This is a genomic window from Mesorhizobium sp. M6A.T.Cr.TU.016.01.1.1, from assembly GCF_003952585.1.
In the GTDB taxonomy this organism is placed as follows: Bacteria; Pseudomonadota; Alphaproteobacteria; order Rhizobiales; family Rhizobiaceae; genus Mesorhizobium; species Mesorhizobium mediterraneum.
The window spans coordinates 556,446-579,820 of sequence record NZ_CP034452.1 but is presented as its reverse complement, the minus strand read 5'-3'; the positions used below and the strand labels follow the sequence as shown (position 1 = coordinate 579,820).

The window sequence follows — 23,375 nt, the reverse complement described above, 5'->3', positions numbered from 1 at the left end:
TTCCACCGCCGCGGCCGCCGCCAAAATGTGCCGCCGCGCTTGCGCGCAAAAATGCCGCACGGTTTCCTCCGCTCCTTTCTTGCAGAGGCAAATAGAGTATGGTTTGAACCAGCCTCGGGACTGTCCGGGATTCCCGTCCCGGCGTTGTTCGATATTCTTGCGGTCCGATCGCGAGGAACTGGGAGATAATGACGGCAATGAGAAAATTCCTAGCAGGCGCCAAACTCCTAGCAAGCGCTTGGGCTGCCACACTGTTCACCGGTGCATCGGCCCATGCCGCCCAGCCTGCGCCGTGGGAAGTGACCTTCCAGCCTGCCGCCACCGAGATGATGCGGCAGATCGCCTGGTTCGAGCACTACACGCTGTGGTTCATCGTGCCGATCACCCTCTTCGTGCTCGCTCTTATCGCCTATTGCATCGTGAAATTCCGCGCCAGCGTCAACCCGACCCCCTCGCGCACCAGCCACAACACGCTGATCGAGGTGATCTGGACGGTTGGGCCGGTCGTCGTCCTGCTCTGCCTCGCCATCCCGTCGTTCCAGCTTCTGACCGCGCAATACACGCCGCCGGAAGAAGCCAAACTGACCATCAAGGCGACCGGCAACCAGTGGAACTGGGATTACGAATATCAGACCGACAACACGCTTTCCTTCAATTCGGCGATCTTGGCGGATTCTGACCGCGCTGCGGCCGGTAAGGAAGATCGCGGCGTTTATCCGCGCCTGCTCGCCGTCGACAACGAGATGGTGGTGCCGGTCAATACCATGACCCGCGTGCTGGTGACGGCGGCAGACGTGATTCACGCCTTTGCCATGCCGTCCTTCGGCATCAAGACCGACGCGGTTCCGGGCCGCATCAACGAGGTCTGGTTCAAGGCGGAAAAGGAAGGCCTCTATTACGGCCAGTGCTCGGAGCTTTGCGGCAAGGACCACGCCTTCATGCCGATCGCGATCCGCGTCGTCTCCGACGCCCAGTACAAGACCTGGCTGGCGGCAGCCAGCTCCGACCTTCCTGGCGCCAACAAGGCGTTGATGGCCGAGGTCGACAGCAAAGATAAGGTAGCGGCCGCCGGCAACTGATGCCGCGACCAGAAAAGATCAGGGAACGGAGCCGAACATGGCAGACGCTGCAGCTCACGACGATCACGACCATAAGCCGTATCATGGCTGGGTCCGGTGGGTGTATTCGACCAACCACAAGGATATCGGCACGCTCTATCTGATCTTCGCGATCATGGCGGGCTGCGTCGGCGGTGCCCTTTCTGTCGTGATGCGCATGGAGCTGCAGGAGCCGGGGATCCAGATTTTCACCGGCCTGGCGCAGATGGTCTACGGCTTGAACGCCGACGCCGCGCTCGACGGTGGCAAGAGCATGTACAACGCCTTCACCACCGCGCATGCGCTGATCATGATCTTCTTCATGGTCATGCCGGCTTTGATCGGCGGCTTCGCCAACTGGATGGTGCCGATCATGATCGGCGCGCCCGATATGGCCTTCCCGCGCATGAACAACGTCTCGTTCTGGTTGCTGCCGCCGGCTTTCATCCTGTTGATCATCTCGGCCTTCGTGCCGAGCGCGCCTGGCGCTTACGGCGTCGGCGGTGGCTGGACGATCTATCCGCCGCTATCGACATCGGGCCAGCCCGGACCGGCGATGGACCTTGCGATCCTGTCGCTGCACATCGCCGGCGCATCGTCGATTCTCGGCGCCATCAATTTCATCACCACCATCTTCAACATGCGCGCGCCTGGCATGACATTGCACAAGATGCCGCTGTTCGCCTGGTCGGTGCTGATCACCGCTTTCCTGCTGCTGTTGTCGCTTCCGGTTCTGGCCGGCGGCATCACAATGCTTTTGACCGATCGCAACTTCGGCACCACCTTCTTCGCGCCGGACGGCGGCGGCGACCCGATCCTGTTCCAGCACCTGTTCTGGTTCTTCGGGCACCCGGAAGTCTACATCCTGATCCTGCCGGGCTTCGGCATCGTCAGCCATATCGTCTCGACCTTCTCGAAGAAGCCCATCTTCGGCTATCTTGGCATGGCTTATGCCATGGTCGCGATCGGTGCGGTCGGCTTCATCGTCTGGGCGCACCACATGTACACGACCGGCCTGTCGCTCGACACGCAGCGCTATTTCGTCTTCGCCACCATGGTTATCGCGGTGCCGACGGGCGTGAAGATATTCTCGTGGATCGCCACCATGTGGGGCGGATCGATTTCGCTCAAGACCCCGATGCTGTGGGCGATTGGCTTCATCTTCCTGTTCACCGTCGGCGGCGTTACCGGCGTCCAGCTTGCCAATGCCGGTCTCGACCGCCCGCTGCACGACACCTACTACGTGGTCGCGCATTTCCACTATGTGCTGTCGCTGGGCGCGGTCTTTGCCATCTTCGCCGGCTGGTACTACTGGTTCCCGAAGATGACCGGCTACATGTATTCGCCTGTCATCGCCAACACCCACTTCTGGGTCACCTTCGTCGGCGTCAACCTCGTCTTCTTCCCGCAGCATTTCCTCGGCCTCTCCGGCATGCCGCGCCGCTATATCGACTATCCGGATGCGTTTGCCGGCTGGAACATGGTGTCGTCCTACGGCTCGTATATTTCGGCCGTCGGCGTGGTCATCTTCCTCTATGGCGTGTTCGAGGCTTTCCAGAAGAAGCGGGTGGCCGGCGCCAACCCATGGGGCGAGGGTGCGACGACGCTTGAATGGCAGCTGCCTTCGCCGCCGCCCTTCCACCAGTGGGAACAGCTGCCGAAGATCAAATAGGCGGCTGCCTGGCGAATACGGAACCGCCGGTCCGCCCGGCGGTTTTGGCCAACGGAATGATGGACTTTAAGTACGCATGGCCCTTGTCGACGACACATTGACTGACGAACCGGGCTTTCGCATGTCGGAAGCGACGGCGGGCGATTTCTTCGCCCTGTTGAAGCCGCGCGTCATGTCGCTGGTGGTGTTCACCGCTTTTGTCGGCCTGGTCGCGGCGCCCGTGACCATCAATCCGCTTCTGGCGGTGATCGCGATCCTGGCTATTGCCATTGGCGCCGGTGCGTCCGGCGCGCTCAACATGTGGTATGACGCCGATATCGATGCGGTGATGACCAGGACCGCCGGCCGTCCGGTGCCGGCCGGCCGCATCCGGCCCGGCGAGGCGCTGAGTTTCGGCCTGGTGCTGTCGGTGCTGTCGGTGATGACGCTCGGCGTGCTGGTCAACTGGCTGTCGGCGACGCTCCTGGCCTTCACCATCTTCTTCTATGCCGTCGTCTACACGATGTGGCTGAAGCGCTGGACGCCGCAGAACATTGTCATCGGCGGTGCTGCCGGCGCCATTCCGCCGGTGATCGGCTGGGCCGCGGTGACCGGAACGGTCAGCCTGGAAAGCGTCGTCCTGTTCCTGATCATCTTCCTGTGGACGCCGCCGCATTTCTGGGCGCTCGCTCTCTTCAAGTCGCAGGACTATGCCAGGGCCGGCATCCCGATGATGCCGAATGTCGCCGGCCAGGCTTCGACCCGACGCCAGATCTTCGCCTACGCGCTGATCCTTGCGCCGGTTGGCGTGCTGCCATGGATGCTCGGTTTCACCACGCCCGCCTATGGCGTCCTTGCGGTGCTGCTTGGCGCCGGCTTCGTCTGGTATGCGTGGAAGGTGCTGCAGATGGCGGACGAGGACCATGTGATGAAGCCGGCCAAAGCATTGTTCGGTTACTCGCTGCTCTACCTCTTTGCCATTTTCGCCATCTACCTTGCCGACTGCGTTGTCGGGCGCGTGCTGGCCATGGGCGGAGCATGATCATGGCCGACAAAAAGCTTGAACTCGTCACGCTGACGGAGCGCCAGCAGAAGGCTCGGCGCAACCGCTCGGTAGCCATCGGCCTGGCGCTGGCGGTGCTTGTCGTCATCTTCTATATCGCGACCGTGGTGAAATTCGGTCACAACCTCACCGGAACGATGTGAGGCTCAAGATGAACCGCCAAACAGTGACCTATCCCCAAAAGAAGAACACCAACCGCATCGTCGCCGGCGTCTGCATCGCCTTTTTTGGCGGCATGATCGGCATGGCCTATGCCGCGGTGCCGCTCTACGCGATGTTCTGCCAGGCGACCGGTTACGGCGGCACCGTGAAACGCGCAACGCAGCAATATGCCGACCGCGTGCTCGACCGCGACATCACCATCCGTTTCGACGCCAATACGGCCGGCGTGCCATGGCAGTTTGAGCCGGTCGCCCGCTCGGTCACCATCAAGATAGGCGAGACGGCGCAGGCGCATTATAGCGCGACCAACAAGTTCGTCCGCGCCACCACCGCCCGCGCGACTTTCAACGTGCAGCCGGAACTGGCGGGATCCTACTTCAACAAGGTCGAGTGTTTCTGCTTCACCGACACGACGCTGAAGCCTGGCGAGACGCTGGATATGCCGGTCGTGTTCTATGTAGATCCCGACATCGTCAATGCGCCGGAGCTGAAGGACTTGAAGACGATTACCCTGTCCTACACGATGTTCCCGGTCGAGAAGAACGAGAAGAACAAACCGGTCGCGTCGTCGGCGCCGGCCGAAGGCACAAGCAACAAAGTTTCACACACCGAACGAAGCCTCGGGGGTTGATATGGCAGACGCGCACGCAAAACCACAACATGACTACCATCTCGTCGACCCGAGCCCGTGGCCGTTCCTAGGCTCGGTCGGCGCGCTGGTCACTGCGATCGGCGGCGTCTGTTACATGCAGTACCTCAAGGGCGGCGATTTCCCGATTTTCGGCTTCAACATCGCCAATCCGTGGCTGTTCTACATCGGCCTCTTGATCGTCATCTACACCATGTACGCCTGGTGGTCGGACACCATCAAGGAAGCGCATGAAGGCCACCATACGCGTGTAGTGTCGCTGCATCTGCGCTACGGCATGATCATGTTCATCGCTTCCGAGGTGATGTTCTTCGTCGCCTGGTTCTGGGCATTCTTCGACGCCAGCCTGTTTCCCGGCGAGGCACAGCAATACGCCCGCGCCGCCTTCACCGGCGGTGTCTGGCCGCCGAAGGGCCTCGAGGTTCTCGACCCCTTCCACCTGCCGCTCTACAACACCGTCATCCTGCTTTTGTCGGGCACCACGGTGACCTGGGCGCACCACTCGCTTATTCATGGCGACCGCAAGGGGCTGATCAACGGCCTGGTGCTGACCGTCGGTCTCGGCATGCTGTTCACCATGGTGCAGGCTTACGAGTACATGCACGCGCCGTTCGGCTTCAGGGATTCGATCTACGGCGCCACCTTCTTCATGGCGACCGGCTTCCACGGCTTCCATGTCATCATCGGCACCATCTTCCTGCTGGTCTGCCTGGTTCGCGCGATGAAGGGCGATTTCACCCCAAAGCAGCATTTCGGCTTCGAGGCGGCCGCCTGGTACTGGCACTTCGTCGACGTGGTCTGGCTGTTCCTGTTTGCGTCGATTTATGTGTGGGCATCGAGCGGCGCGGTGATCGAAGGTCACTGAAATCTTTTAAGGGAATGTGACGAGGCGGCTGCGGCGACGTGGCCGCCTTATCTTTTGGGGCGAACGGCACTAAGATATTGCAATGAGCGACGACAAGGCGATCTGGCCACCAATCGATCCGATTTCGGCCGGCCTGCACGGCCGCTGCCCGCGCTGCGGCGAGGGGCGGCTGTTCTCCGGTTTTCTCACCGTCGGCAAACGCTGCGCCAATTGCGGCCTCGACTATTCCTACGCCGATGCCGGCGACGGTCCGGCGGTGTTCGTCATCCTGATCATCGGCTTCATCGTCGTCGGGCTGGCGCTGTGGATGGAGGTGACGCTTAGTCCGCCGCTTTGGCTGCATCTCATGCTGTGGATACCGCTGACGCTGGTGCTATGCCTTGGGGCGCTTAGGCTGATCAAAGGCGTGCTTTTGACGCTGCAGTACCGCAACAAGGCGGCCGAGGGCAGGCTGGACCTCGGCGAATGAGCACGACATCCGGTTCGGTCGCAGGCCGTTCGCGGCCGAAGACGGCATTGCTGCTTGGCTTCGGCCTCGTGCTGTTCTTCATCTTGCTGGCGCTCGGCACCTGGCAGGTCCAGCGCCTGTACTGGAAAGAGGGTCTTCTCCAGACAATCGACCAGCGCACGCACTCGGCGCCCGTGCCGTTGGCCGAGGTCGAAAAAAGGTTCGCCGCCACCAGCGATGTCGACTACACGCCGGTGACGGCATCAGGCACTTTCCTGCATCAAGGCGAGCGGCATTTCTTCGCGACCTGGGAAGGCCAGTCCGGTTTCAATGTCTTCACACCCTTGCATCTGGAGGACGGCCGCTTCGTCCTGATCAATCGCGGCTTCGTGCCCTACGATCTCAAGGATGCGGCCAAGCGCCCGCAAAGCCAGGGTGCGGGCCAAGTGACGGTGACGGGGCTCGCCCGCAACCCGCTGCCGGCGAAGCCCTCGATGATGCTTCCCGACAATGATCCGCAGAAGAACATCTTCTACTGGAAGGATCGCGATGCCATGGCGGCGAGCGCGGGTCTGCCGGCCGGCGCGGGGCTGGTGCCATTCTTCATCGACGCGGACGCCACCCCGAACCCGGGTGGGCTGCCGGTCGGCGGTGTTACCGTTATCAACCTGCCGAACAGCCATTTGCAATACGCCGTAACCTGGTATGGCCTTGCCGCTGCCCTTGCCGGCGTCCTCATCTTCAGGCTTCGCCGCCCGGCGAAAGAGAAATGATCGCCGCTGGCGCCCTTGACAGGGCAGGGGTGCGCACCTCATTTCGCGCCTTGAGCTCACCTGGGTTCACGATACGACCAACCGGCCGGGAATCATGCTTCACACGACCACAAAGCCACCGCTGACGATAAGGCTCTGCCAGCCGCGAGGCTTCTGCGCCGGCGTCGACCGCGCCATCCAGATCGTCGTTCTGGCGCTGAAGAAATACGGCGCGCCGGTCTATGTCCGCCACGAGATCGTGCACAATCGCTACGTCGTCGAGGGGCTGCAAAGCCTGGGTGCGGTGTTTATCGAGGAACTCTCCGAGATACCGGCGGAGCATCGCCAGAGCCCGGTCGTCTTTTCGGCGCATGGCGTGCCGAAGTCGGTGCCGGCGGATGCCCAGGCGCGTAGCCTCTTCTATCTCGACGCCACCTGCCCGCTGGTGTCGAAGGTCCACAAGCAGGCGATGCGCCATCAGCGGCTTGGCCGCCACGTGCTTCTGATCGGCCATGCCGGCCATCCTGAAGTGATCGGCACGATGGGGCAATTGCCGGACGGCGCCGTCACCTTGATCGAGACCGAAGCTGACGCCGCGAAATTGGTGCCCGCCGACCCGCAGGCACTCGGTTTCGTCACTCAGACGACGCTTTCGGTCGAGGATACCGCCGGCATCATCCGCGTGCTTAAGGATCGTTTTCCCGATTTACATGCGGCGGCCGCGGAATCGATCTGCTATGCCACCACCAACCGTCAGGAGGCGGTCAAGGAGACCGCCGCTGGTGCCGATCTCTTCCTGATCGTCGGCGCCCCCAACTCCTCCAATTCGCGGCGTCTTGTCGAAGTGGCCGAACGCGCCGGCGCCTCGATGTCACTCCTCGTGCAGCGCGCCTCCGAAATTCCGTGGACTGACATTGCCGGCATCTCGACGCTCGGCCTGTCGGCAGGCGCTTCGGCGCCGGAAATCATTGTTGACGAGATCATCGACGCCTTCCGGCAGCGCTTCAATGTGACGATCGAACTGGCGGTGACGGCCACTGAAACGGAGGATTTTCCGGTGATGCGGGTCCTGCGCGATGTCGAACTGACGGCGGCCGACATGGCCTTCGTCAATGGGGCCGCGTAAGGTCCATGGCGGTCTACACCGACGTCAATGAAAGTGAGCTCGGCGCGTTCCTGAAGCCCTATCCGGTCGGCGATCTCCTGTCCTACAAGGGCATCGCAGAAGGCACCGAGAACTCGAATTTCCTGCTGCACACCACCAGCGGCTCCTACATCCTGACGCTCTACGAAAAGCGCGTCGACAAGGCCGACCTGCCGTTCTTCCTCGGCCTCATGGGCCATCTCGCGAGAAAAGGCATTTCGTGCCCGCTTCCGGTCACCGCGCACGACGGCACCGTCATCGGCGCGCTTGCCGGCCGGCCGGCGGTCATCATCACCTTCCTCGAAGGCCTGTCGCTGCGGCGACCGACGGCAGCGCATTGCGGTGAGGTCGGCAAGGCGCTGGCGCAACTCCATCTCGCGGGTCAGGACTTTCCCATGACCCGCCCGAACGCCCTTGCCATCGATGGCTGGCGTAAGCTGTGGAACGCGTCCCACGCGCGCGCCGACGAGGTCGAGCCGGGACTAGCGGCCGAAGTCGATGCCGACTTCGCCGATTTCGAGCGGAACTGGCCCAAAGGCCTGCCGGAAGGCATCATCCATGCCGATCTTTTCCCGGACAATGTCTTCTTCCTCGGCGAAAAACTGTCCGGGCTGATCGACTTCTATTTCGCCTGCAATGATCTCTACGCCTATGATGTCGCCACCTGCCTCAACGCCTGGTGCTTCGAGAAAGATTTTTCTTTCAACCTGACCAAGGGCACGGCGCTGCTTGCCGGCTACCAGAGCGTGCGACCCTTGAGCGGCGACGAGAAAGCCGCGCTGCCGATGCTGGCGCGCGGCTCGGCACTGCGCTTCATGCTGACCCGGCTTTACGACTGGCTGACTGTTGCCAACGGCGGGCTGGTCATAAAACGCGACCCGACCGAGTACATCCGCAGGATGCGCTTCCACCGGGCGATCAAATCCCCTTCCGAATACGGACTGACATGACCAAGCGCGTTGAAATCTTCACCGATGGTGCCTGTTCGGGCAATCCGGGGCCGGGCGGCTGGGGGGCGGTCCTGCGCTTCAACGGCATCACGAAAGAACTGTCGGGCGGCGAGGCTGCTACCACCAACAACCGCATGGAACTTTTGGCCGCCATCTCGGCGCTCAATGCGCTAAAAGAACCCTGCGCCGTCGATCTTTATACCGACAGCAACTACGTCAAGGACGGCATTTTCAGCTGGATTGACGGCTGGAAGCGCAACGGCTGGAGGACGGCCGCCAGGCAACCGGTGAAGAATGCCGAACTGTGGCAGGCACTCGACGAGGCGCGCAGCCGTCATCAGGTCGTCTGGCACTGGGTCAAGGGCCATGCCGGCCATCCGGAGAACGAGCGTGCCGACGAACTGGCGCGGCTCGGCATGGCGCCGTTCAAGAACAAGTCGGCCAGGCCCGCGCTCCTTTCGGCCAAGGAAAGCACCCAAGCCAAGCAGCCGGCAGCCAAGAAAATGCGGCGCTCGACCCAGAGCTACTAAACCAGTCTGGTCCTCCGTGTTCAGCGGATCAGCAGCGCCGTGCCGAAAAGCCCGAGCGCGAACACCGTATGCGACACCAGGTTGAGGGCGCGGATCTGCATGGGGTTGGGGCGCTTTGATGCGGCCCAGCCGGCGCCCATGCCGGGCGCCAGCAGGAACCAGCCGGCGCCCACGGTGACGATGCCGAGGATGAAGGCCGGCAGGAAGGTCGGCGCCGCCAGCCACGCCGCTCCCGCCAAAACGGCCAGAATGATGCCGTAGACGATGCCGACAAAATAGTGGAAGGCCCAGCCCAGCGCCGATTCATGCGCGTAGGGTGCTGCCTCGCCGATATCTTCGTGGAAGACCTTGCCGTCCCTCAGATGCCAGACCCAGCGGCCGACCAGCCCCCAGTTCGGCCGCGGCTGAGCAAACACCGTGTTCAGGAAAATCGCCCAGAGGTCCATGAGCGCCGTGGCGCCGATGCCGATCGCCACAGCGCGCCAGAAGATATCAAACATCATCGAGGTCCCCCAAAAGCAAGCAGTCCCGAAGAGCCAGCGCACGATCCCGAAAACCGGAATCGGCTTTCGGAAAGGATCATGCGCCGATTCGAAAGTCTTGAAGCGTCCTTGGGACGCGCGACGTTCTAAAAGGCGACTGTGGCCTATGCTGTCGCCAGAACGGAAAGCTGTCCGAGAATGTGAGCCGCACCGGATTCATCAACGCCAGGCTTTGTCTCGACATTAAGCGCGATGACCTTGCCGTCGTCGACGATCATCGAGAACCGCTTCGAACGCAGTCCCATGCCACCGCCGGAGAGGTCGGCGTCGAGGCCGATCGACTTGGCGAAGTCGCCATTGCCGTCGGCAAGGTAAAGGATCTTGCCTTCGCCGCCGCTGAAGCGGGCCCAAGCGCCCATGACGTGAACATCGTTGACGGCGACGACGGCGATGGTGTCGACGCCGCGCGCCAGGATGGCGTCGTAATTATCCAGATAGCCGGGCAGATGGTTGTTGCTGCAGGTCGGCGTGAAAGCGCCGGGAACGGCGAACAGCACCACCTTCTTGCCCGAGAAAATCTCGGCCGTCGTGATCGGTTTTGCCCCGTCGGCAGTCATCGTCTTGAAGGTCGCTTGGGGCAGCTTGTCGCCAATGGCAATCGTCATGATGGTCCTCATTTGACAAATGGGAGGGAGTATCCTTGCGATAGCGAACTCAGACCTTTCCCGCAACCGTTGGGAAGCCCCTCGCAAAAGGATGTTCGACCCTGAACATCCTTTGCCCGAGATCAAGGGAAAGGCAGCTGTCCCTCGACCGCGCCGACCGCAGTTGTCAGCGTGTAGTAAAGTCCGCCATCCGTCGGCGTCGTCGTCGGCCTGTCGAGGATCGGCACGGTAAACACCAGCTTGCCGTCCTTTTCGCTGCGAGCCGGCACGCCGAACATGTAATCCCGCTCACCGGCGACGAAGAAATCCGCCGCCTTCGGATTGCCCGGAAAGCTCGCCTCGACAATCAGTGTCTCGCGGTCACCCGGCAGGATATTGATGCCGAAATCGGGCCTTGCAGGGGCCGGCAGGGTTGCGAGGGCCGCCTTCACCAAAGCGGCGTCTTCGACATTGTCCGGATCGGAGCCCGGATCGATGGCCAGCCTCGTCTGCACCGGGATGCAGATCGTCTCGCAAATGCCGAGAAAGATATCGGCGTCGATGACGGCCGGCTCGTTCGGCGCCGACAACGTGAACGTCACCGGCAGCGAAACCGGATGGTCATAGCCGGCCCATTTGCCGTAGCCGTCGTCGTGGCGCTGGGGCGGCGGAAACGAAAAAGTCGCGTTGGCAATGTTGGTGCTGGCCGAGACATCGATTTGCGGCGGCACGCCCGCGTCGCCCGGATCGCGCCAGTAGGTTTTCCAGCCAGGCTTGAGCGCAATATCGAGGACGCCATGGATGCGCCCGGCTTCGTCGGGCTTGCCGGTGGTCACAAGCCGCACTTTGCCGCCTTCGGTGTTGTACCAGATCGACGAGGAGGCTACAGCGGGAAGGCCGGTTCCACATCCAACAGCGGCGCTGAGCAGCAGGACTTTCAAGCTTTGCATGGCGGTGATTTGAGCGTCCGTTCATGGCTGCGCAATGATTTCATGGCTTCGCTGTTATCATATTTGCGTGACCTCGGGCACAGCTTTGCGTGACCTTAGACGCACAGCCGAGACCAAATCGCGCGCGGCACATCTTTTCGGCGCTTCCAAAACGCGTTACGCTGCCTGTCATGGACTTATTGCGCCACAAGAAGATGGTCGCAGGACGCGGCTTTCTCGACGACCAGTTCCTGATTGCCATGCCTGGCATGAAGGACGACCGCTTCACGCGCTCCGTCATCTACATCTGCGCGCACAGCGACGAAGGCGCGATGGGCCTGATCATCAACCAGACGCAGCAGATGCTGTTTCCGGATCTTCTCGTGCAGCTCGGCATTATGAACGAACAGGAGGCGATCCGCTTGCCCGCGCAGGCCCGTGACTTCGTCGTGCGCAACGGCGGACCGGTGGACCGCAGCCGCGGCTTCGTCCTGCATTCGGGCGACTACCGGGTGGAATCGTCGCTGACCGTCTCCGACGAGATATGCCTGACCGCGACCGTCGACATATTGCGCGCCATTTCGTCGGGCCGCGGCCCTCGGCACGCGCTGATGGCGCTCGGCTATTCGGGCTGGGGCGCCGGCCAGCTGGAAAGCGAAATCGCCGAGAACGGCTGGCTGACCTGCCCGGCAACTGCGGAGCTTCTGTTCGATACCGACATCGAGCGCAAATACGACCGGATTCTCGCTTCGATCGGTATCGACCTTGCGCATCTTAGCCTGGCGGCCGGTCACGCCTAGTGGTGAAAACCTGACACCATCGCCAGCCGTTTGCCCAAATCGTAGACGAGATTCTCGATAACGGCTGTCCAGAAAAGGTCAGCCTCTTTCACGCGGGTTTCGACATCGCTGTATTTGCCGATGCGGGCTTCTAAGAAGGAGCGCATGCGCTGGTGAAACTGGCCGACGGTGAGCTGTTTTCCCTTGGCCCTGAACATCGCGGTATTGAACCGCGCCGCCTTGGGGAAGATTTTGCTGGCTTTGGCATTGGGCGTCTCGTCGGCGTTCGACAGGAGGTTTGCTGCGCCGTTGGTGCCAAGGAAATGGGGGAGGTAAAGATCCCGTTCGTCCATGGCCTTCTCGAGACGGGCTTCGATGCGCTCCTTGGCCGCAAGAAGGTTCTTGGCCGCAAGTGCTGCCGACAGATAGGGATCGCGCCTGAATTGAAGGATGCGCTCTTCTTCGGCCTTGTCGTCGACGAAATGGTGTTCGCGCTTGCCCTCGAGGCGGATCCGGATCAGTTCCGCTTCGTCGCCCAGGCCGAACTCTGCACCGTAGTCCTTCACGGCCTCGAGCCATGTCTGGTCGAGGAACTGCATAAGACCAAGTGCCGACCCTTTAGGCGGGCGGTTGTTGATGTCGAAGGAGGATTCCTTCTCGGCGATCGCGAAAAGGGTGTCGGCAGGAAATTGGGTGTCCTTGGCTGCACGCAGAATCTCGCTGGCAATGTACTGGGACACCTTGTATTCGCCGAACTCGTGCACCGACATGCCGACGACGATCTGTTCCGCGCCTTTGGAAAGGATGGAGACGGTGCCCTTCAATGCATCGGCCAAGGTGCCTTCTCCCTTGCGTCGGGAGGTCGATATGGTGCCCGGATCGATGATGTCGAACTCGGGCGCGGCCGAGGGGAAACCCAGAGCGGAGGACGGAACAGCAGTGGCAACCGCGGCTTCGGTCGCTCCGTTGACCAAGGCTCCCGAATAGACCGGCCATGGCATGGCTGCCACTGTCGCCGCCAAGCCAAGCCCCGCGATCCTTTTCGACAAAGGCCGCACGCCCGAAAGAATGACGCCTCCGCAAGCAAAGAATTCACGTGTTCTTTGGAGCGACGCCAGGTCTTCCTCCGTTCCTTGTCTGGCCCAGATATTTTGGGCAGATCTATTTCCAACGTTGAGCCGTCAACGTCGAAAAAGACAAGAAGAACGGTCAGTTCTTCCGCTAGCTAGTCATGGATAATGGCGGTACAATGGCCGCAGTGCGGCGAAATAATTCGAAATGTACAATGAGTTGATTTTTATCGAGCGTTGCGTAGGCAATTTGTTGCTTGTGAAGAGAAATCATTTACCCTTTGGCTGTCGCCAGATTGGTGCTGAGCTCGAAGGCTAGTTTCGACCCGTTGGTGTACGGCTGCAGCACGGGCGCACTCTCGCTCACGATCTCCTCCACGACGCGCTTGCGTTCCTGATCGTCCATTTCTTTGGCTAAAGAACTCATCCCGACCAGCGCCATCGTATTCAAATGCAGGAAGGGTGCGCCTTCCCCGAAATGGATGGTGCGCGAAATAATCCTTGATCGGACCTCGCGGAAGCCGGCGTCTCGCAGCAGCGCCTCAAGTGGCGCCGCTTCCCCGAAGCTGTACCGTTGATCGGCGATGGCGCCCAGGTGGCGCTCCGCCACGCGGCGCAGTTCGCGAAAGAACGGGATTTCGTCATCCGGGCGCCACGTGGCAAGCGCCAGCCTACCACCCTTCGCCAGCGCGCGACGCATCTGCGCCGCCGCCGCGGGTTTGTCGGGAAAGAACTGCAGTCCTTGCTGGCAGACGACCACGTCGAACGTCTCACCGTTACGCAGAGGCAGCTCGCCGGCATTGCCCCGACGCCAGTCAATGGCTGGTTCTACAGCCCGCGCCACGGCAAGCATGTCCAGGCTGATGTCGACGCCGACGATGTATCCGGCTTCACCGAGCCGCTCTCTTGCAACGCGCGCCACTATTCCTGTTCCGCAAGCGATATCGAGTACGCGATCGCCCGAAGACAATTCCAGCTCGTCAAGAGCCAACTCGGCCCATGGACGGAAGAGAGGGCCGACGAGCCACCGCTCGTACATTTCCGGGAAACTTGCCTGGTTCATTGCGTAACTGGGCAAGGTCATGATTGTCCTCCCTCAGATTTCCATCCGGCCATCGCGAGCCTTCTCCGCTGTTCCTTGGCCGCGTGCGATTCCAACCAAGAGAAAGTTGCAGCCGTTTAGGAGAAAGAGAGAAAGCATCTCAAACCAGCAGCAGCTCAAGCTTCAGCAATAACGCCTAGCCCGGCCAATCGAAACTTTGGGCAGCTCGGACCATTGCCGCCGTCGCCGGGCTATATGGCCGGCCCGGAACGCTAGCCAGGGACACCGTGCGTGCCACCGCGGGTTCGATCAGCGGGCGTTGAAGAAGTTCAGGCGATGTCACCGAATATTCAGGCATGAAGGCGAAGCCGATCCGCGCCAGCACCATTGATTGGACCCAATCCTCGCGCTCGGAACGAAAGCGGGCATAAAGGCTAACGTTTCTTTCCCGGCACACCCCCATCACAAGGTCCCGCATTTCGCAGGACAGACGATCGACATAGGGTTCTTGAGAGAGATCGACCAACTTGATTGCATCGAGGGTCGCAAGCCGGTGATCGGGCGCGAATACGACGACGTAACGCTCACTGTAGAGATCATGGACGCGGAAAGCCGCTCCCAATCCCTCCAGCGGATTGAGAACGGCCAGATCGAGATCGCCATGCTCAAGCCTGTCTTTCAGTTCCTGAACGCCCGCTTCGCTAACTTCAAGCTCGACACCATGATAGTCGCGCTGGAACTTTGCCAGGAACCGGGCGAGCTTCACATGGCCGATGGTCGACATCACGCCGAGCCGGATCGGCACCTGATTGAGTAGCCTAAAATTATCGGCAAGCGTCCTGGTTGCGTGGGCCTCCTGCATGATCTGCTGAAGATGAGGCAGAATGGAGCGCCCGAACTCACTCAGGAGGATGCGCTTACCCTCGCGGTGGAACAAGGGCGCGCCAAGCTCATCCTCGAGTGTTTTGACCGCTTTGGTGAGCGCCGGCTGAGACACATTGCAATCGGTGGCGGCCTTGGTGAAATTCAGTATTTTCGCGGCCGCAAGCACGTAGCGGACCTGAAACATCTCCATGGCGAGCCCTCCCGAGGCGGTTCCACGAAACGACATTATAGCCCCTTCATCGATAACTGTCGGCTATCGATCGATAGAAAAAATGTCGTTTTCTTTCGCCCGCCATTGCATTCAACTCCTGTAGTCACCGAACTAGGAGGAGATCTGGAAATGACCGTCTATATGGTGGAACGGGACCTCAAGGGCATCAGCATGGAAGCTCTGGGAGATGCACAGAAGGCGGCGATCAGCAAGGCCGCTGAGATGACGTCCAACGGCACCGACATTAGGTATCTGCGCTCGACCTTCGCACCGGAGGACGGGCGCTGCATGTGCCTGTTTGACGCTGTCTCCAATACCGACGTGAAGCGTCTAAACGACGATGCAGGACTGCCCTATCACAGAATCGTGCCGGCGCTCGATCTTACCCCATAAGACCAGCACGACCGGGCTCGTGATGACCATCCGGGCCCGGCGTTCTGGAGAGGCTGATCATTTGGAACGACGGAAAGACCCAAGACGTTCGTGCTGCATCCGCTAGCCGCAGTTCTAACGCTTGTTGCTCCCAGGAGTCTGAGGCGGACCATGTTTGGCAGCTCGGGCATCATTCCTCTGCCTCGCCCGCTTGAGCGTCGTGTGGATACTCTTGCGCAGTCGTTCATGCGCCAGCGGCTCGGATCTCAGATGGATTTCTCGATCCCGCAAGGCGAGCCGGCGCTGTTGCCGCCCAACTCGGTGTCCTGGCGTATTTTCAAGAACCCTGTTGCGCTGTTCATCGGCGGAGTTACTGCGGTGCTGCTCGAATTGGCAGAGCCGCGGGTTCGCGACGCCATTTGGCAGCACAGCACATTCCGCTCCCACGCGCTCCGACGATTACAGCGTACTGGCCTCGCTGCCTTGGTCACGGTCTACGCCCCCCGAACCAAGGCTACGGCCATGATTGAAGGTGTGGTCAGGATGCATGGGCGCGTTTCAGGTCGAACGAGCGAAGGCGAGCCATACCACGCCACCGACCCGGAGTTGCTGGATTGGGTGCAAGCGACGGCCGGGTTTGGTTTCATGGAGGCGTATCACGTCTATGTGCATCGTCTGCATTTCTTCGAACGGGACGCGATGTTTGCTGAGGCTCGCCCCGTCGCGCTTCTCTATGGTGCGGTTTACGCGCCCACGTCTCAGGCCGAGCTTTACGCGCTGTTCGACGTGATGAGGCAAAGACTCGTCGCGTCGCCGATCATCTTGGAATTCCTGGAGATCATGGAAGAAGTTCCCGCCTTGCCGGGAGTGGCTCGACCGCTTCAGCGGCCGCTTCTGAAGGCGGCCGTCGAGATATTACCCCGCTGGGTGCGCAAGCGCTTGGCACTCGGCGACCGATGGACGTTGAAGCCGTGGGAGCGTGCTTTTGTGAAGACGACGGCTGCAATCTGCGAGAGCATCGTGCTCCCTTCATCACCGGCCGTCCAGTCGTGCCGTCGCCTCGGCCTTTCCGAGAACTATCTCTATCGCCGCCGTTAATTCAGGCTTCCAACATTGGTAGAGCCACGCCACGGGTCGGGAGTTAAAGTTTTCGATACTGCGGACCAGAAGGGTTGACTTGCAACCTCCGAGCGCCGGGAAGCGGCCGGCATAAGGCCGCTCTGGTTAGGAAGGGTCGTTCTCTGCCATTCCAAGCGGGTACGCATGTCGCCCAAAAAATGCTCAGCGGATTTGGGACAACGACATGCGCAAAAATCAAGCCTGAGTCAGCGGATACTGTTCCTTCAGCGTCTTCAGCACCTGATCGCCGGGCATCGGTGCGCCGAACATGAAGCTCTGCACATATTCGCAGCCCATCTGGCGCAGTTCGAGCGCATCGCTTTCGTCCGAAATGCCTTCGGCCACGACCGAAAGGCCGAGCTCATGCGCCATATTGACCATGGATTTGAGCAGCACCGCGCGCTTCGGTGTCGAGTCGTCGACAAAGCTCTTGTCGATTTTGATCGTGTCGAAGGGGAAGCGCGTCAGATAGGCTAGCGATGAGTAGCCGGTGCCGAAATCGTCCAGCGACAGGCCGATACCAAGCTTCTTCAGCTTGTTCAGCACATGGGCTGTCTGCTCGGGATTGTCCATCACCAACGATTCGGTGAGTTCGAGCCGGAAGCAGCGCGGCTTTAGATTGGCTCGCGCGATCACCGAGCGGACGTCGCTGACCAGATCGCGGCGGATGAGCTGACGGCTGGACAAGTTGACCGAAACCGACAACGGCGCATCGCCGATCTGCTTTTGCCAGCCCGCCAGATCTTCGGCGGCCTGTTGCATGGCAAAAAGGCCAAGCTGCACGATCAGGCCGCAGCTCTCGGCGACCGGGATGAAATCGCCCGGCGGGATCATGCCGCGGCGCGGATGGTCCCAGCGCAAAAGCGCCTCGAAGCCGGCAACGCTGCCGTCTTCGAGCCGCACGATGGGCTGGTAGGCTAGTGTGAATTCGCGCCGTTCGATGGCGCGGCGCAGGTCGGACTCGAACTGCAGCCGGTCGGTGCCGACGGTCCGGAAGGCGGGGCGGAACGGCTCGATCCTGTCGCCGCCGAAACGCTTGGCCTGATGCATGGCAAGCTCGGCGTCCTTGACCATGTCCTCGGCTGAGCTCTGCGCCGAGGTCCAGGTGACCAGTCCGATCGAGGCGGTCAGCACGATCTCGCGTTTGGCAAAGGTGATCGGATTGTTGATCGCATGCTTGATGGCGTCGGCGACCGCCGCGATGCGGGCCGGGTCCTGTTCAGAAAGCAGCATCAGCGCGAACTGGTCGCCGGCAAAGCGCGACAGCGAATCCTTCGGCTTGAGCAGCCGGTGCAGGCGGCGCGCAATGGTCAGCAGGATGGTATCGCCGGCCGAGATGCCGAGCCCGTCATTGACCTGCTTGAACCGGTCGATGTCGATGACGAAGACGGTCGGACGCACCTTCTCTTCCGTGCGCGCGATCGAGATGATCGCCTCCAGCCGGTTCATCAGCAATTCCCGGTTCGGCAGGCCGGTGAGATTGTCATGCACGGCATCGTGCAGCAGCCTCTCCTCTGACTTTTTCTGCTCCGTCACGTCGACCATGGTGCCGACGCAGCGGATGACCTCGCCGTCCGATCCGATCACCGGCCGAGCGCGCAGCGAAAACCAGTGATAGTGCCCGTCGGCGCCGCGCAGGCGGAAGTTCTGCGACACGCGGCCGCGCCGGTGTTCGAGCACCACGTCGAGCGTCGTGCGGAACGTGTCGCGATCGTCGGCATGCAGCACCGGCAGCCAGTTGCGGGCGGCCCCGCCCAGACTGTCGGGCGCAAGGCCAAGCTGGATGCTGACATCCGGCTTGGTGACGACGCGGTCGCGCATCACGTCCCAGTCCCAAACCGTGTCGCCCGATCCGGCGACGGCCAGCGCCTGCCGTTCGAGATCGGAGAACAGGCCCTGATGCAGCGCGCCACCGGCAAAGGCGTGCTGCATGACGGTGAAGCCGATCAGCAGGATGATGAGGATCAGCCCGCCGCCCAGCGCCGGCTGGGCAATGTCGTTGTCGAGCATGCCGGTGATCGCCATCCACGACCCGCATAGCCACAACAAGACCATGACCCAACTGGGCACCAGCATGATGGCACGGTCGTAGCCGCGTATGCCGAGGAAAATGATCAGGCCGAGGCCGGTCAGGGCGGTGGCGGCGAAGGACAGCCTGGCGATGCCGGCGGCGACCGCCGGATCGACGATGGCCACACCCGCGATCAGCACCAGCCCAAGAATCCAGACCAGCGCGCCGTAGCTGAAATGGCCGTGCCATCGGTTGAGGTTGAGGTAGGCGAACAGGAACACCACGAAGGTCGCCGCAAGCGCCACCTCCGTTCCGGCTCGCCACATCTGCTCGTTGCCGGGCGATATTTCCAGGACCTTGTTGAGAAAGCCGAAATCGATGCAGATATAGGCGAGCACCGCCCAGGCGAGTGCAGCGGTAGCCGGGAACATCGAGGTCCCCTTGACGACGAAAAGGATGGTCAGGAACAGCGCCAGAAGGCCGGCGATGCCGATGACGATGCCGCGAAACAGCGTGTAGGAGTTGACCGAGTCCTTGTAGGATTCCGGATCCCACAGATAGACCTGCGGCAGTTTGGGCGAGGCAAGTTCGGCAATGAAGGTGATCACCGTTCCGGGATTCAGCGTCACCCGGAACACATCGGCGTCGGGGCTGGTCTGGCGGTCGAGCGCGAAGCCCTCGCTGGGCGTGATCGCGGCAATGCGGGTCGAGCCGAGATCCGGCCAGAAGATGCCGGAATTCACCAGCCGGAAATGCGGTGCGACGATCAGCCTGTCGAGCTGCTGGTCGGTGGTGTTGGCTAGCGCGAACACCGCCCAGTCGCCGGTCGAGCGCGCATCATTGGCCTCGACCTCGATGCGCCGCACGATGCCGTCCGGTCCCGGCGCGGTCGACACCTGGAAGTTCTCGCCCTGGTTGCGGTAGATTTCGACCGCGCCCGAAAGGTCGAGCGCCACGTCGTCGCGGGCGATCTTGATCGGTTCGACGGCGAAGGCCGAGGACGCCGCGCAGAGCGTGACGATTGCCGTCAGGACAAAGGCGAACAGCGACCCGATTCGCAGGAAATTCGTCAAAAATCAGTCCTTCGTTCCCGCGCCGGGCAGATCGTCCTCGATCCGGGCGTAGAGGTAATGGTCCTGCCAGATGCCATTGATCCTGAGATAGGATCGCAGAAGTCCTTCGCGCCGGAATCCGGCTTTTTCAAGCACGCGGATCGACCGGGCGTTGTCGGGAATACAGGCAGCTTCGATCCGGTGCAACCTCAGCGTGTCGAAGGCGAAGCGCGTCACCACCTTGACCGCGTCGGTCATCAGGCCGTGGCCGCTGTAGCGCTCGCCGATCCAGTAGCCGATATGGCCGCTTTGCGCGACGCCGTGGCGGATATTGCCGAGGGTGATTCCGCCGACAAGCTTGCCGCTGCTTTTGTCGAAGATGAAGAAGGCTATGGCCGTTCCCTGCGCGTAATCTTCGCGGTAACGGCTGAGGCGATGCCGCCAGGCCGTGCGGTCGAGCTCGTCGGGGTTCCACCGCGGCTCCCACGGCTCCAGGAAGCGGCGGCTTTCCCCGCGCAGCACCGACCATTCGCGATAGTCGTTGGTCAGCGGCACGCGCAGCGTGACGCGATCGCCCTTCAGTGCCGGCAGGTCACGGCGAAAGAAAGGGAGCGCGAACATGACGCTTTGATGGACTTAGCCGGCGAGCTTTCGGGCCGTGGTCTGCGTGCCCGAAAGCGACTCAAGGACCGCCTCATAGGGAGCGAGCGTGCCCACCGGTCCGACGGCAGTCAGCGTCGGCTTGGTCGAAAACAGCCGTGACGACAGGTCCGTCAACCGCTCGACCGTCAGCGCCGACAGCCGTTCCATCAGCTCTTCCTTGGCGATCGGCCGGCCGAACAGAAGCATTTGCCGGGCGATCTGCGAGGCGCGGCTGGCCGGGCTCTCGGCGGACATGATCAGGCCTGCGCGGTACTGGGCGCGTGCCCGGTCGAGTTCCTCCTGCAGGATGTTCTCGCCGGCCTTCTGCAACTCGTCGATGACCACCGGCACCAATTCGGCGATGTCGCTCTGCCCGGTCGCGGCATGGACGCCGAATATGCCGGTGTCAGAAAAACCCCAGTGGAAGGCATAGACCGAATAGCACAGCCCGCGTTTTTCGCGGACTTCCTGGAAAAGGCGCGACGACATGCCGCCGCCAAGGATCATCGACAGGACCTGCGAGGCGTAGAAGTCACGCACATGATAGGCGCGGCCCTCGAAACCCAGCACGATCTGCGCGTCCATCAGGTCGCGGTCCTCGCGGAAATCGCCGCCGACATATTGCGCATATTGCGGCATCGTGTTGTCGGACTTGCTGCGGAAGCCGCCGAGATGCTTCTCGACCTCACGCACGAAATTGTCGTGCTTGATGTCGCCGGCGGCGACGACCACCATGCGTTCGGCGCCATATTGCCGTTCGATGAATTTGTGCAGTTGCTTCGAGGTGAACGATTTGACGGTTTCCGGCGTGCCGAGGATGGAACGGCCGATCGTCTGGTGGCGGAAGGCCGTCTCGGTGAAACGGTCGAAGACGATGTCGTCGGGCGTGTCGTGAGCGGCGCCGATCTCTTGCAGGATCACATGCTGCTCGCGCTCTAGCTCCTGCGGGTCGAACTCGGATTCCTGCAGGATATCGGAGAGGATATCGACGGCCAGGGGCACGTCGTCGCTCAGCACCCTGGCATAATAGGATGTGGTCTCGACACTGGTGGCGGCATTGATCTCGCCGCCGACATCCTCGATTTCCGAGGCGATCTCGAAGGCGCTGCGCCTTCTGGTTCCCTTGAACGCCATGTGTTCAAGCAGGTGGGCCATTCCGTGCTCTTCGTTACGCTCGTTGCGGGCGCCTGATTTGACCCAGGCACCAAGAGCGACGGATTCGAGGCTTGGAAGGGTTTCGGTGGCGACTGTCAGGCCGTTCGACAGACGGCTTACCTCAACACCCATATAGCTAATACTCCCTAACTTGCCGCCCGCGTGTGACGGCTAACATAATCTTCCACCATTTTCAGGTCGGATGGAAGTACCGTGTATTTTTCCTCTGATGTCATCAACCCGCCTAGCCAGGCGGGCAGGGCAGGCGACACGCCGCTGGCGGCTTCGACGGCAGCCGGGAATTTTGCCGGATGGGCGGTGCCGAGCACCACCATGGGCACGGCCTTGGTGGCCTTCGCACCCGCAACATGCATGGCCGCGGCCGTGTGCGGGTCGAGCAAATAATCACTGGCGTCGAGCGTCGAGCGGATCGTGGCGGCGACTTCGTCCATCGTCGAACGGCCAGCATCGAATTCGGAGCGGATCCTGGCGATCTCGCCCGCTTCGATGGCGAAGGCGCCGGACTGCTTGAGGCCGCTCATGTAGCGCCGCACGGTCGAGGCATCGCGACCGGCCGCCTCGAACAGCAGGCGCTCGAAATTCGACGAGACCTGGATGTCCATCGACGGCGACGTGGTCCAAAAGACGCCTTTCGTGCGGTACTCGCCGCTCGACAGCGTGCGCGCCAGAATGTCGTTGTCATTGGTCGCGATGATAAGCCGCTCGATCGGCAGCCCCATCTTCTTGGCGGCGTAGCCGGCGAAGATGTCGCCGAAATTGCCGGTCGGCACCGTGAAGGAAACCGGCCGGTCGGGCGCGCCGAGCGACAGCGCCGATGAGAAATAATAGACGATCTGGGCCATGATGCGGGCCCAGTTGATCGAATTGACGCCCGACAGCGACACCCGGTCGCGAAAACCGTGATCGTTGAACATGTCCTTCACCAGGCCTTGGCAGTCGTCGAAATTGCCTTCGACCGCCAGTGCATGGACATTTGCCGCGGTGGACGTCGTCATCTGCCGCTGCTGCACCGGCGAGACCCGGCCGTGCGGGAAAAGAACGAAGATGTCGGTCCGATTGCGCCCGGCGAAGGCATCGATGGCAGCCCCGCCGGTATCGCCTGATGTGGCGCCGACAATGGTGGCGCGCTGGTCGCGTTCGGCAAGCACATGGTCCATCAGCCGGGCGAGAAGCTGCATGGCGACGTCCTTGAAGGCAAGTGTCGGGCCGTGGAAGAGTTCCAGAACGAACATGTTCGAGCCGGTTTGCACCAGCGGGCAGACCGCCTCGTGGCGAAAGGTCGCATAGGCTTCACGCACCAGGCGTTCGAACACCGGCATCGCGACCTCGTTGCCGAGAAACGGCGACAGCACGCGGATGGCGAGGTCGGGATAGGCAAGGCCGCGCATGGCGCGGATCTCTGCCGCCGAAAACTGCGGCCAGGCATCAGGCACATAAAGTCCGCCATCGCGTGCCAGACCCGCCAGCACCGCGTCGGAAAATCCAAGCACGGGCGCTTCCCCGCGGGTACTCACATATTGCATCGTTACATGTCCATTGCTGCCGGGCGGCTTCATCCGCGGCAAAGTGGTTAATTTCCGCGCTTGCTCAGTCGCATTTTTGCCGCGCGGTTGATATACGTCACCCGCTTTGCGAGAGGGAAGTGCAGTT

At 61.6% G+C, this 23,375-nt stretch carries 24 protein-coding genes; 14 read left to right on the top strand and 10 right to left on the bottom strand.

All coding sequences use genetic code 11. The annotated features are described in order from the left end of the window. Positions 1 to 197: 197 nt before the first annotated feature. The 11 genes from coxB (at position 198) to rnhA (ending at position 9,311) form a co-directional block, all read left to right on the top strand. Entirely contained in the window at positions 198 to 1,079 is an 882-nt protein-coding gene (coxB, locus tag EJ075_RS02640; RefSeq protein WP_126103239.1) for a cytochrome c oxidase subunit II, read from the top strand. 37 nt (positions 1,080 to 1,116) lie between these two features. Continuing rightward, positions 1,117 to 2,769: a cytochrome c oxidase subunit I gene (gene ctaD / locus EJ075_RS02635; protein WP_095486177.1), complete on the top strand. Its 1,653-nt coding sequence runs from the start codon at positions 1,117 to 1,119 to the stop codon at positions 2,767 to 2,769. Positions 2,770 to 2,845: 76 nt separating this feature from the next. Then, positions 2,846 to 3,790: a heme o synthase gene (locus EJ075_RS02630; RefSeq protein ID WP_126103238.1), complete on the top strand. Its 945-nt coding sequence runs from the start codon at positions 2,846 to 2,848 to the stop codon at positions 3,788 to 3,790. 2 nt (positions 3,791 to 3,792) lie between these two features. Next, positions 3,793 to 3,954 carry a hypothetical protein gene (locus tag EJ075_RS02625; protein ID WP_077381685.1) on the top strand — a complete coding sequence of 54 codons (162 nt, stop codon included), beginning with the start codon at positions 3,793 to 3,795 and terminating at the stop codon, positions 3,952 to 3,954. A gap of 8 nt (positions 3,955 to 3,962) precedes the next feature. Beyond that, positions 3,963 to 4,604 (top strand): cytochrome c oxidase assembly protein, encoded by a 642-nt coding sequence (locus EJ075_RS02620; RefSeq protein ID WP_126103237.1) that lies wholly within the window; start codon positions 3,963 to 3,965, stop codon positions 4,602 to 4,604. A gap of 1 nt (position 4,605) precedes the next feature. Continuing rightward, positions 4,606 to 5,487 (top strand): cytochrome c oxidase subunit 3, encoded by an 882-nt coding sequence (locus EJ075_RS02615; protein WP_126103236.1) that lies wholly within the window; start codon positions 4,606 to 4,608, stop codon positions 5,485 to 5,487. An 82-nt stretch (positions 5,488 to 5,569) separates the two neighbouring features. Next, complete coding sequence (locus EJ075_RS02610; RefSeq protein ID WP_126103235.1) at positions 5,570 to 5,956, top strand: DUF983 domain-containing protein; 387 nt, start codon at positions 5,570 to 5,572, stop codon at positions 5,954 to 5,956. Beyond that, positions 5,953 to 6,708: an SURF1 family protein gene (locus EJ075_RS02605; protein ID WP_164547028.1), complete on the top strand. Its 756-nt coding sequence runs from the start codon at positions 5,953 to 5,955 to the stop codon at positions 6,706 to 6,708. The genes EJ075_RS02610 and EJ075_RS02605 overlap by 4 nt, the downstream gene beginning before the upstream one ends. A gap of 94 nt (positions 6,709 to 6,802) precedes the next feature. Further along, positions 6,803 to 7,813, top strand: a complete 1,011-nt coding sequence (gene ispH / locus EJ075_RS02600; RefSeq protein WP_095486173.1) for a 4-hydroxy-3-methylbut-2-enyl diphosphate reductase — start codon at positions 6,803 to 6,805, stop codon at positions 7,811 to 7,813. Between the two features lie 5 nt (positions 7,814 to 7,818). Then, on the top strand, positions 7,819 to 8,781 hold the full coding sequence (locus EJ075_RS02595; protein ID WP_126103234.1) for a homoserine kinase: 963 nt from the start codon (positions 7,819 to 7,821) through the stop codon (positions 8,779 to 8,781). Further along, a complete protein-coding gene (rnhA, locus tag EJ075_RS02590) occupies positions 8,778 to 9,311 on the top strand; it encodes a ribonuclease HI (RefSeq protein WP_126103233.1) in 534 nt (177 codons plus the stop codon). The genes EJ075_RS02595 and rnhA overlap by 4 nt, the downstream gene beginning before the upstream one ends. A 20-nt stretch (positions 9,312 to 9,331) precedes the next feature. On the opposite strand, the gene EJ075_RS02585 is transcribed toward rnhA, so the two are convergent. The 3 genes from EJ075_RS02585 to EJ075_RS02575 form a co-directional block, all read right to left on the bottom strand. Further along, on the bottom strand, positions 9,332 to 9,811 hold the full coding sequence (locus tag EJ075_RS02585) for a DUF2938 domain-containing protein (RefSeq protein ID WP_126107215.1): 480 nt from the start codon (positions 9,809 to 9,811) through the stop codon (positions 9,332 to 9,334). A 146-nt stretch (positions 9,812 to 9,957) separates the two neighbouring features. After that, positions 9,958 to 10,458 carry a peroxiredoxin gene (locus tag EJ075_RS02580; protein WP_126103232.1) on the bottom strand — a complete coding sequence of 167 codons (501 nt, stop codon included), beginning with the start codon at positions 10,456 to 10,458 and terminating at the stop codon, positions 9,958 to 9,960. Positions 10,459 to 10,580: 122 nt separating this feature from the next. Continuing rightward, positions 10,581 to 11,387, bottom strand: coding sequence for a protein-disulfide reductase DsbD domain-containing protein (locus tag EJ075_RS02575; RefSeq protein WP_126103231.1), 807 nt, complete (start codon positions 11,385 to 11,387; stop codon positions 10,581 to 10,583). A gap of 170 nt (positions 11,388 to 11,557) precedes the next feature. On the opposite strand from EJ075_RS02575, the gene EJ075_RS02570 reads away from it, so the two are divergent. Further along, entirely contained in the window at positions 11,558 to 12,166 is a 609-nt protein-coding gene (locus EJ075_RS02570) for a YqgE/AlgH family protein (RefSeq protein ID WP_126103230.1), read from the top strand. On the opposite strand, the gene EJ075_RS02565 is transcribed toward EJ075_RS02570, so the two are convergent. The 3 genes from EJ075_RS02565 to EJ075_RS02555 form a co-directional block, all read right to left on the bottom strand. After that, positions 12,163 to 13,146 (bottom strand): transglycosylase SLT domain-containing protein, encoded by a 984-nt coding sequence (locus tag EJ075_RS02565; protein ID WP_245458256.1) that lies wholly within the window; start codon positions 13,144 to 13,146, stop codon positions 12,163 to 12,165. The two genes, EJ075_RS02570 and EJ075_RS02565, sit on opposite strands and share 4 nt — an antisense overlap. A gap of 343 nt (positions 13,147 to 13,489) precedes the next feature. After that, positions 13,490 to 14,299, bottom strand: coding sequence for a methyltransferase domain-containing protein (locus tag EJ075_RS02560; protein WP_126103228.1), 810 nt, complete (start codon positions 14,297 to 14,299; stop codon positions 13,490 to 13,492). 154 nt (positions 14,300 to 14,453) lie between these two features. Next, positions 14,454 to 15,326: a LysR family transcriptional regulator gene (locus EJ075_RS02555; RefSeq protein ID WP_164547027.1), complete on the bottom strand. Its 873-nt coding sequence runs from the start codon at positions 15,324 to 15,326 to the stop codon at positions 14,454 to 14,456. Between the two features lie 156 nt (positions 15,327 to 15,482). On the opposite strand from EJ075_RS02555, the gene EJ075_RS02550 reads away from it, so the two are divergent. Next, positions 15,483 to 15,746 carry a DUF4242 domain-containing protein gene (locus tag EJ075_RS02550; protein WP_126103226.1) on the top strand — a complete coding sequence of 88 codons (264 nt, stop codon included), beginning with the start codon at positions 15,483 to 15,485 and terminating at the stop codon, positions 15,744 to 15,746. A 150-nt stretch (positions 15,747 to 15,896) separates the two neighbouring features. Continuing rightward, the gene (locus EJ075_RS02545; RefSeq protein WP_126103225.1) at positions 15,897 to 16,823 is read left to right on the top strand and encodes an oxygenase MpaB family protein; all 927 of its coding nucleotides are present in this window, start codon (positions 15,897 to 15,899) and stop codon (positions 16,821 to 16,823) included. Positions 16,824 to 17,039: 216 nt separating this feature from the next. On the opposite strand, the gene EJ075_RS02540 is transcribed toward EJ075_RS02545, so the two are convergent. Genes EJ075_RS02540 through thrC form a run of 4 tightly spaced genes read right to left on the bottom strand, consistent with a single transcriptional unit; the run spans position 17,040 to position 23,248 of the window. Then, entirely contained in the window at positions 17,040 to 19,928 is a 2,889-nt protein-coding gene (locus EJ075_RS02540; protein ID WP_095486163.1) for an EAL domain-containing protein, read from the bottom strand. Positions 19,929 to 19,931: 3 nt separating this feature from the next. Continuing rightward, positions 19,932 to 20,528, bottom strand: a complete 597-nt coding sequence (locus EJ075_RS02535; protein ID WP_095486162.1) for a GNAT family protein — start codon at positions 20,526 to 20,528, stop codon at positions 19,932 to 19,934. A gap of 15 nt (positions 20,529 to 20,543) precedes the next feature. Next, on the bottom strand, positions 20,544 to 21,836 hold the full coding sequence (locus tag EJ075_RS02530) for a pitrilysin family protein (RefSeq protein ID WP_126103224.1): 1,293 nt from the start codon (positions 21,834 to 21,836) through the stop codon (positions 20,544 to 20,546). 14 nt (positions 21,837 to 21,850) lie between these two features. Beyond that, entirely contained in the window at positions 21,851 to 23,248 is a 1,398-nt protein-coding gene (gene thrC, locus EJ075_RS02525) for a threonine synthase (protein WP_126103223.1), read from the bottom strand. Positions 23,249 to 23,375: the final 127 nt, after the last annotated feature.

What these genes read in the sequence shown, in the direction of transcription:
- coxB (WP_126103239.1), top strand. Translation starts at nt 198, where the DNA reads ATGAGAAAATTCCTAGCAGGCGCCAAACTCCTAGCAAGCGCTTGGGCT.
- ctaD (WP_095486177.1), top strand. Translation starts at nt 1,117, where the DNA reads ATGGCAGACGCTGCAGCTCACGACGATCACGACCATAAGCCGTATCAT.
- EJ075_RS02630 (WP_126103238.1), top strand. Translation starts at nt 2,846, where the DNA reads ATGGCCCTTGTCGACGACACATTGACTGACGAACCGGGCTTTCGCATG.
- EJ075_RS02625 (WP_077381685.1), top strand. Translation starts at nt 3,793, where the DNA reads ATGGCCGACAAAAAGCTTGAACTCGTCACGCTGACGGAGCGCCAGCAG.
- EJ075_RS02620 (WP_126103237.1), top strand. Translation starts at nt 3,963, where the DNA reads ATGAACCGCCAAACAGTGACCTATCCCCAAAAGAAGAACACCAACCGC.
- EJ075_RS02615 (WP_126103236.1), top strand. Translation starts at nt 4,606, where the DNA reads ATGGCAGACGCGCACGCAAAACCACAACATGACTACCATCTCGTCGAC.
- EJ075_RS02610 (WP_126103235.1), top strand. Translation starts at nt 5,570, where the DNA reads ATGAGCGACGACAAGGCGATCTGGCCACCAATCGATCCGATTTCGGCC.
- EJ075_RS02605 (WP_164547028.1), top strand. Translation starts at nt 5,953, where the DNA reads ATGAGCACGACATCCGGTTCGGTCGCAGGCCGTTCGCGGCCGAAGACG.
- ispH (WP_095486173.1), top strand. Translation starts at nt 6,803, where the DNA reads ATGCTTCACACGACCACAAAGCCACCGCTGACGATAAGGCTCTGCCAG.
- EJ075_RS02595 (WP_126103234.1), top strand. Translation starts at nt 7,819, where the DNA reads ATGGCGGTCTACACCGACGTCAATGAAAGTGAGCTCGGCGCGTTCCTG.
- rnhA (WP_126103233.1), top strand. Translation starts at nt 8,778, where the DNA reads ATGACCAAGCGCGTTGAAATCTTCACCGATGGTGCCTGTTCGGGCAAT.
- EJ075_RS02585 (WP_126107215.1), bottom strand. Translation starts at nt 9,811, where the DNA reads ATGTTTGATATCTTCTGGCGCGCTGTGGCGATCGGCATCGGCGCCACG.
- EJ075_RS02580 (WP_126103232.1), bottom strand. Translation starts at nt 10,458, where the DNA reads ATGACGATTGCCATTGGCGACAAGCTGCCCCAAGCGACCTTCAAGACG.
- EJ075_RS02575 (WP_126103231.1), bottom strand. Translation starts at nt 11,387, where the DNA reads ATGCAAAGCTTGAAAGTCCTGCTGCTCAGCGCCGCTGTTGGATGTGGA.
- EJ075_RS02570 (WP_126103230.1), top strand. Translation starts at nt 11,558, where the DNA reads ATGGACTTATTGCGCCACAAGAAGATGGTCGCAGGACGCGGCTTTCTC.
- EJ075_RS02565 (WP_245458256.1), bottom strand. Translation starts at nt 13,146, where the DNA reads ATGCCATGGCCGGTCTATTCGGGAGCCTTGGTCAACGGAGCGACCGAA.
- EJ075_RS02560 (WP_126103228.1), bottom strand. Translation starts at nt 14,299, where the DNA reads ATGACCTTGCCCAGTTACGCAATGAACCAGGCAAGTTTCCCGGAAATG.
- EJ075_RS02555 (WP_164547027.1), bottom strand. Translation starts at nt 15,326, where the DNA reads ATGTTTCAGGTCCGCTACGTGCTTGCGGCCGCGAAAATACTGAATTTC.
- EJ075_RS02550 (WP_126103226.1), top strand. Translation starts at nt 15,483, where the DNA reads ATGACCGTCTATATGGTGGAACGGGACCTCAAGGGCATCAGCATGGAA.
- EJ075_RS02545 (WP_126103225.1), top strand. Translation starts at nt 15,897, where the DNA reads ATGTTTGGCAGCTCGGGCATCATTCCTCTGCCTCGCCCGCTTGAGCGT.
- EJ075_RS02535 (WP_095486162.1), bottom strand. Translation starts at nt 20,528, where the DNA reads ATGTTCGCGCTCCCTTTCTTTCGCCGTGACCTGCCGGCACTGAAGGGC.
- EJ075_RS02530 (WP_126103224.1), bottom strand. Translation starts at nt 21,836, where the DNA reads ATGGGTGTTGAGGTAAGCCGTCTGTCGAACGGCCTGACAGTCGCCACC.
- thrC (WP_126103223.1), bottom strand. Translation starts at nt 23,248, where the DNA reads ATGCAATATGTGAGTACCCGCGGGGAAGCGCCCGTGCTTGGATTTTCC.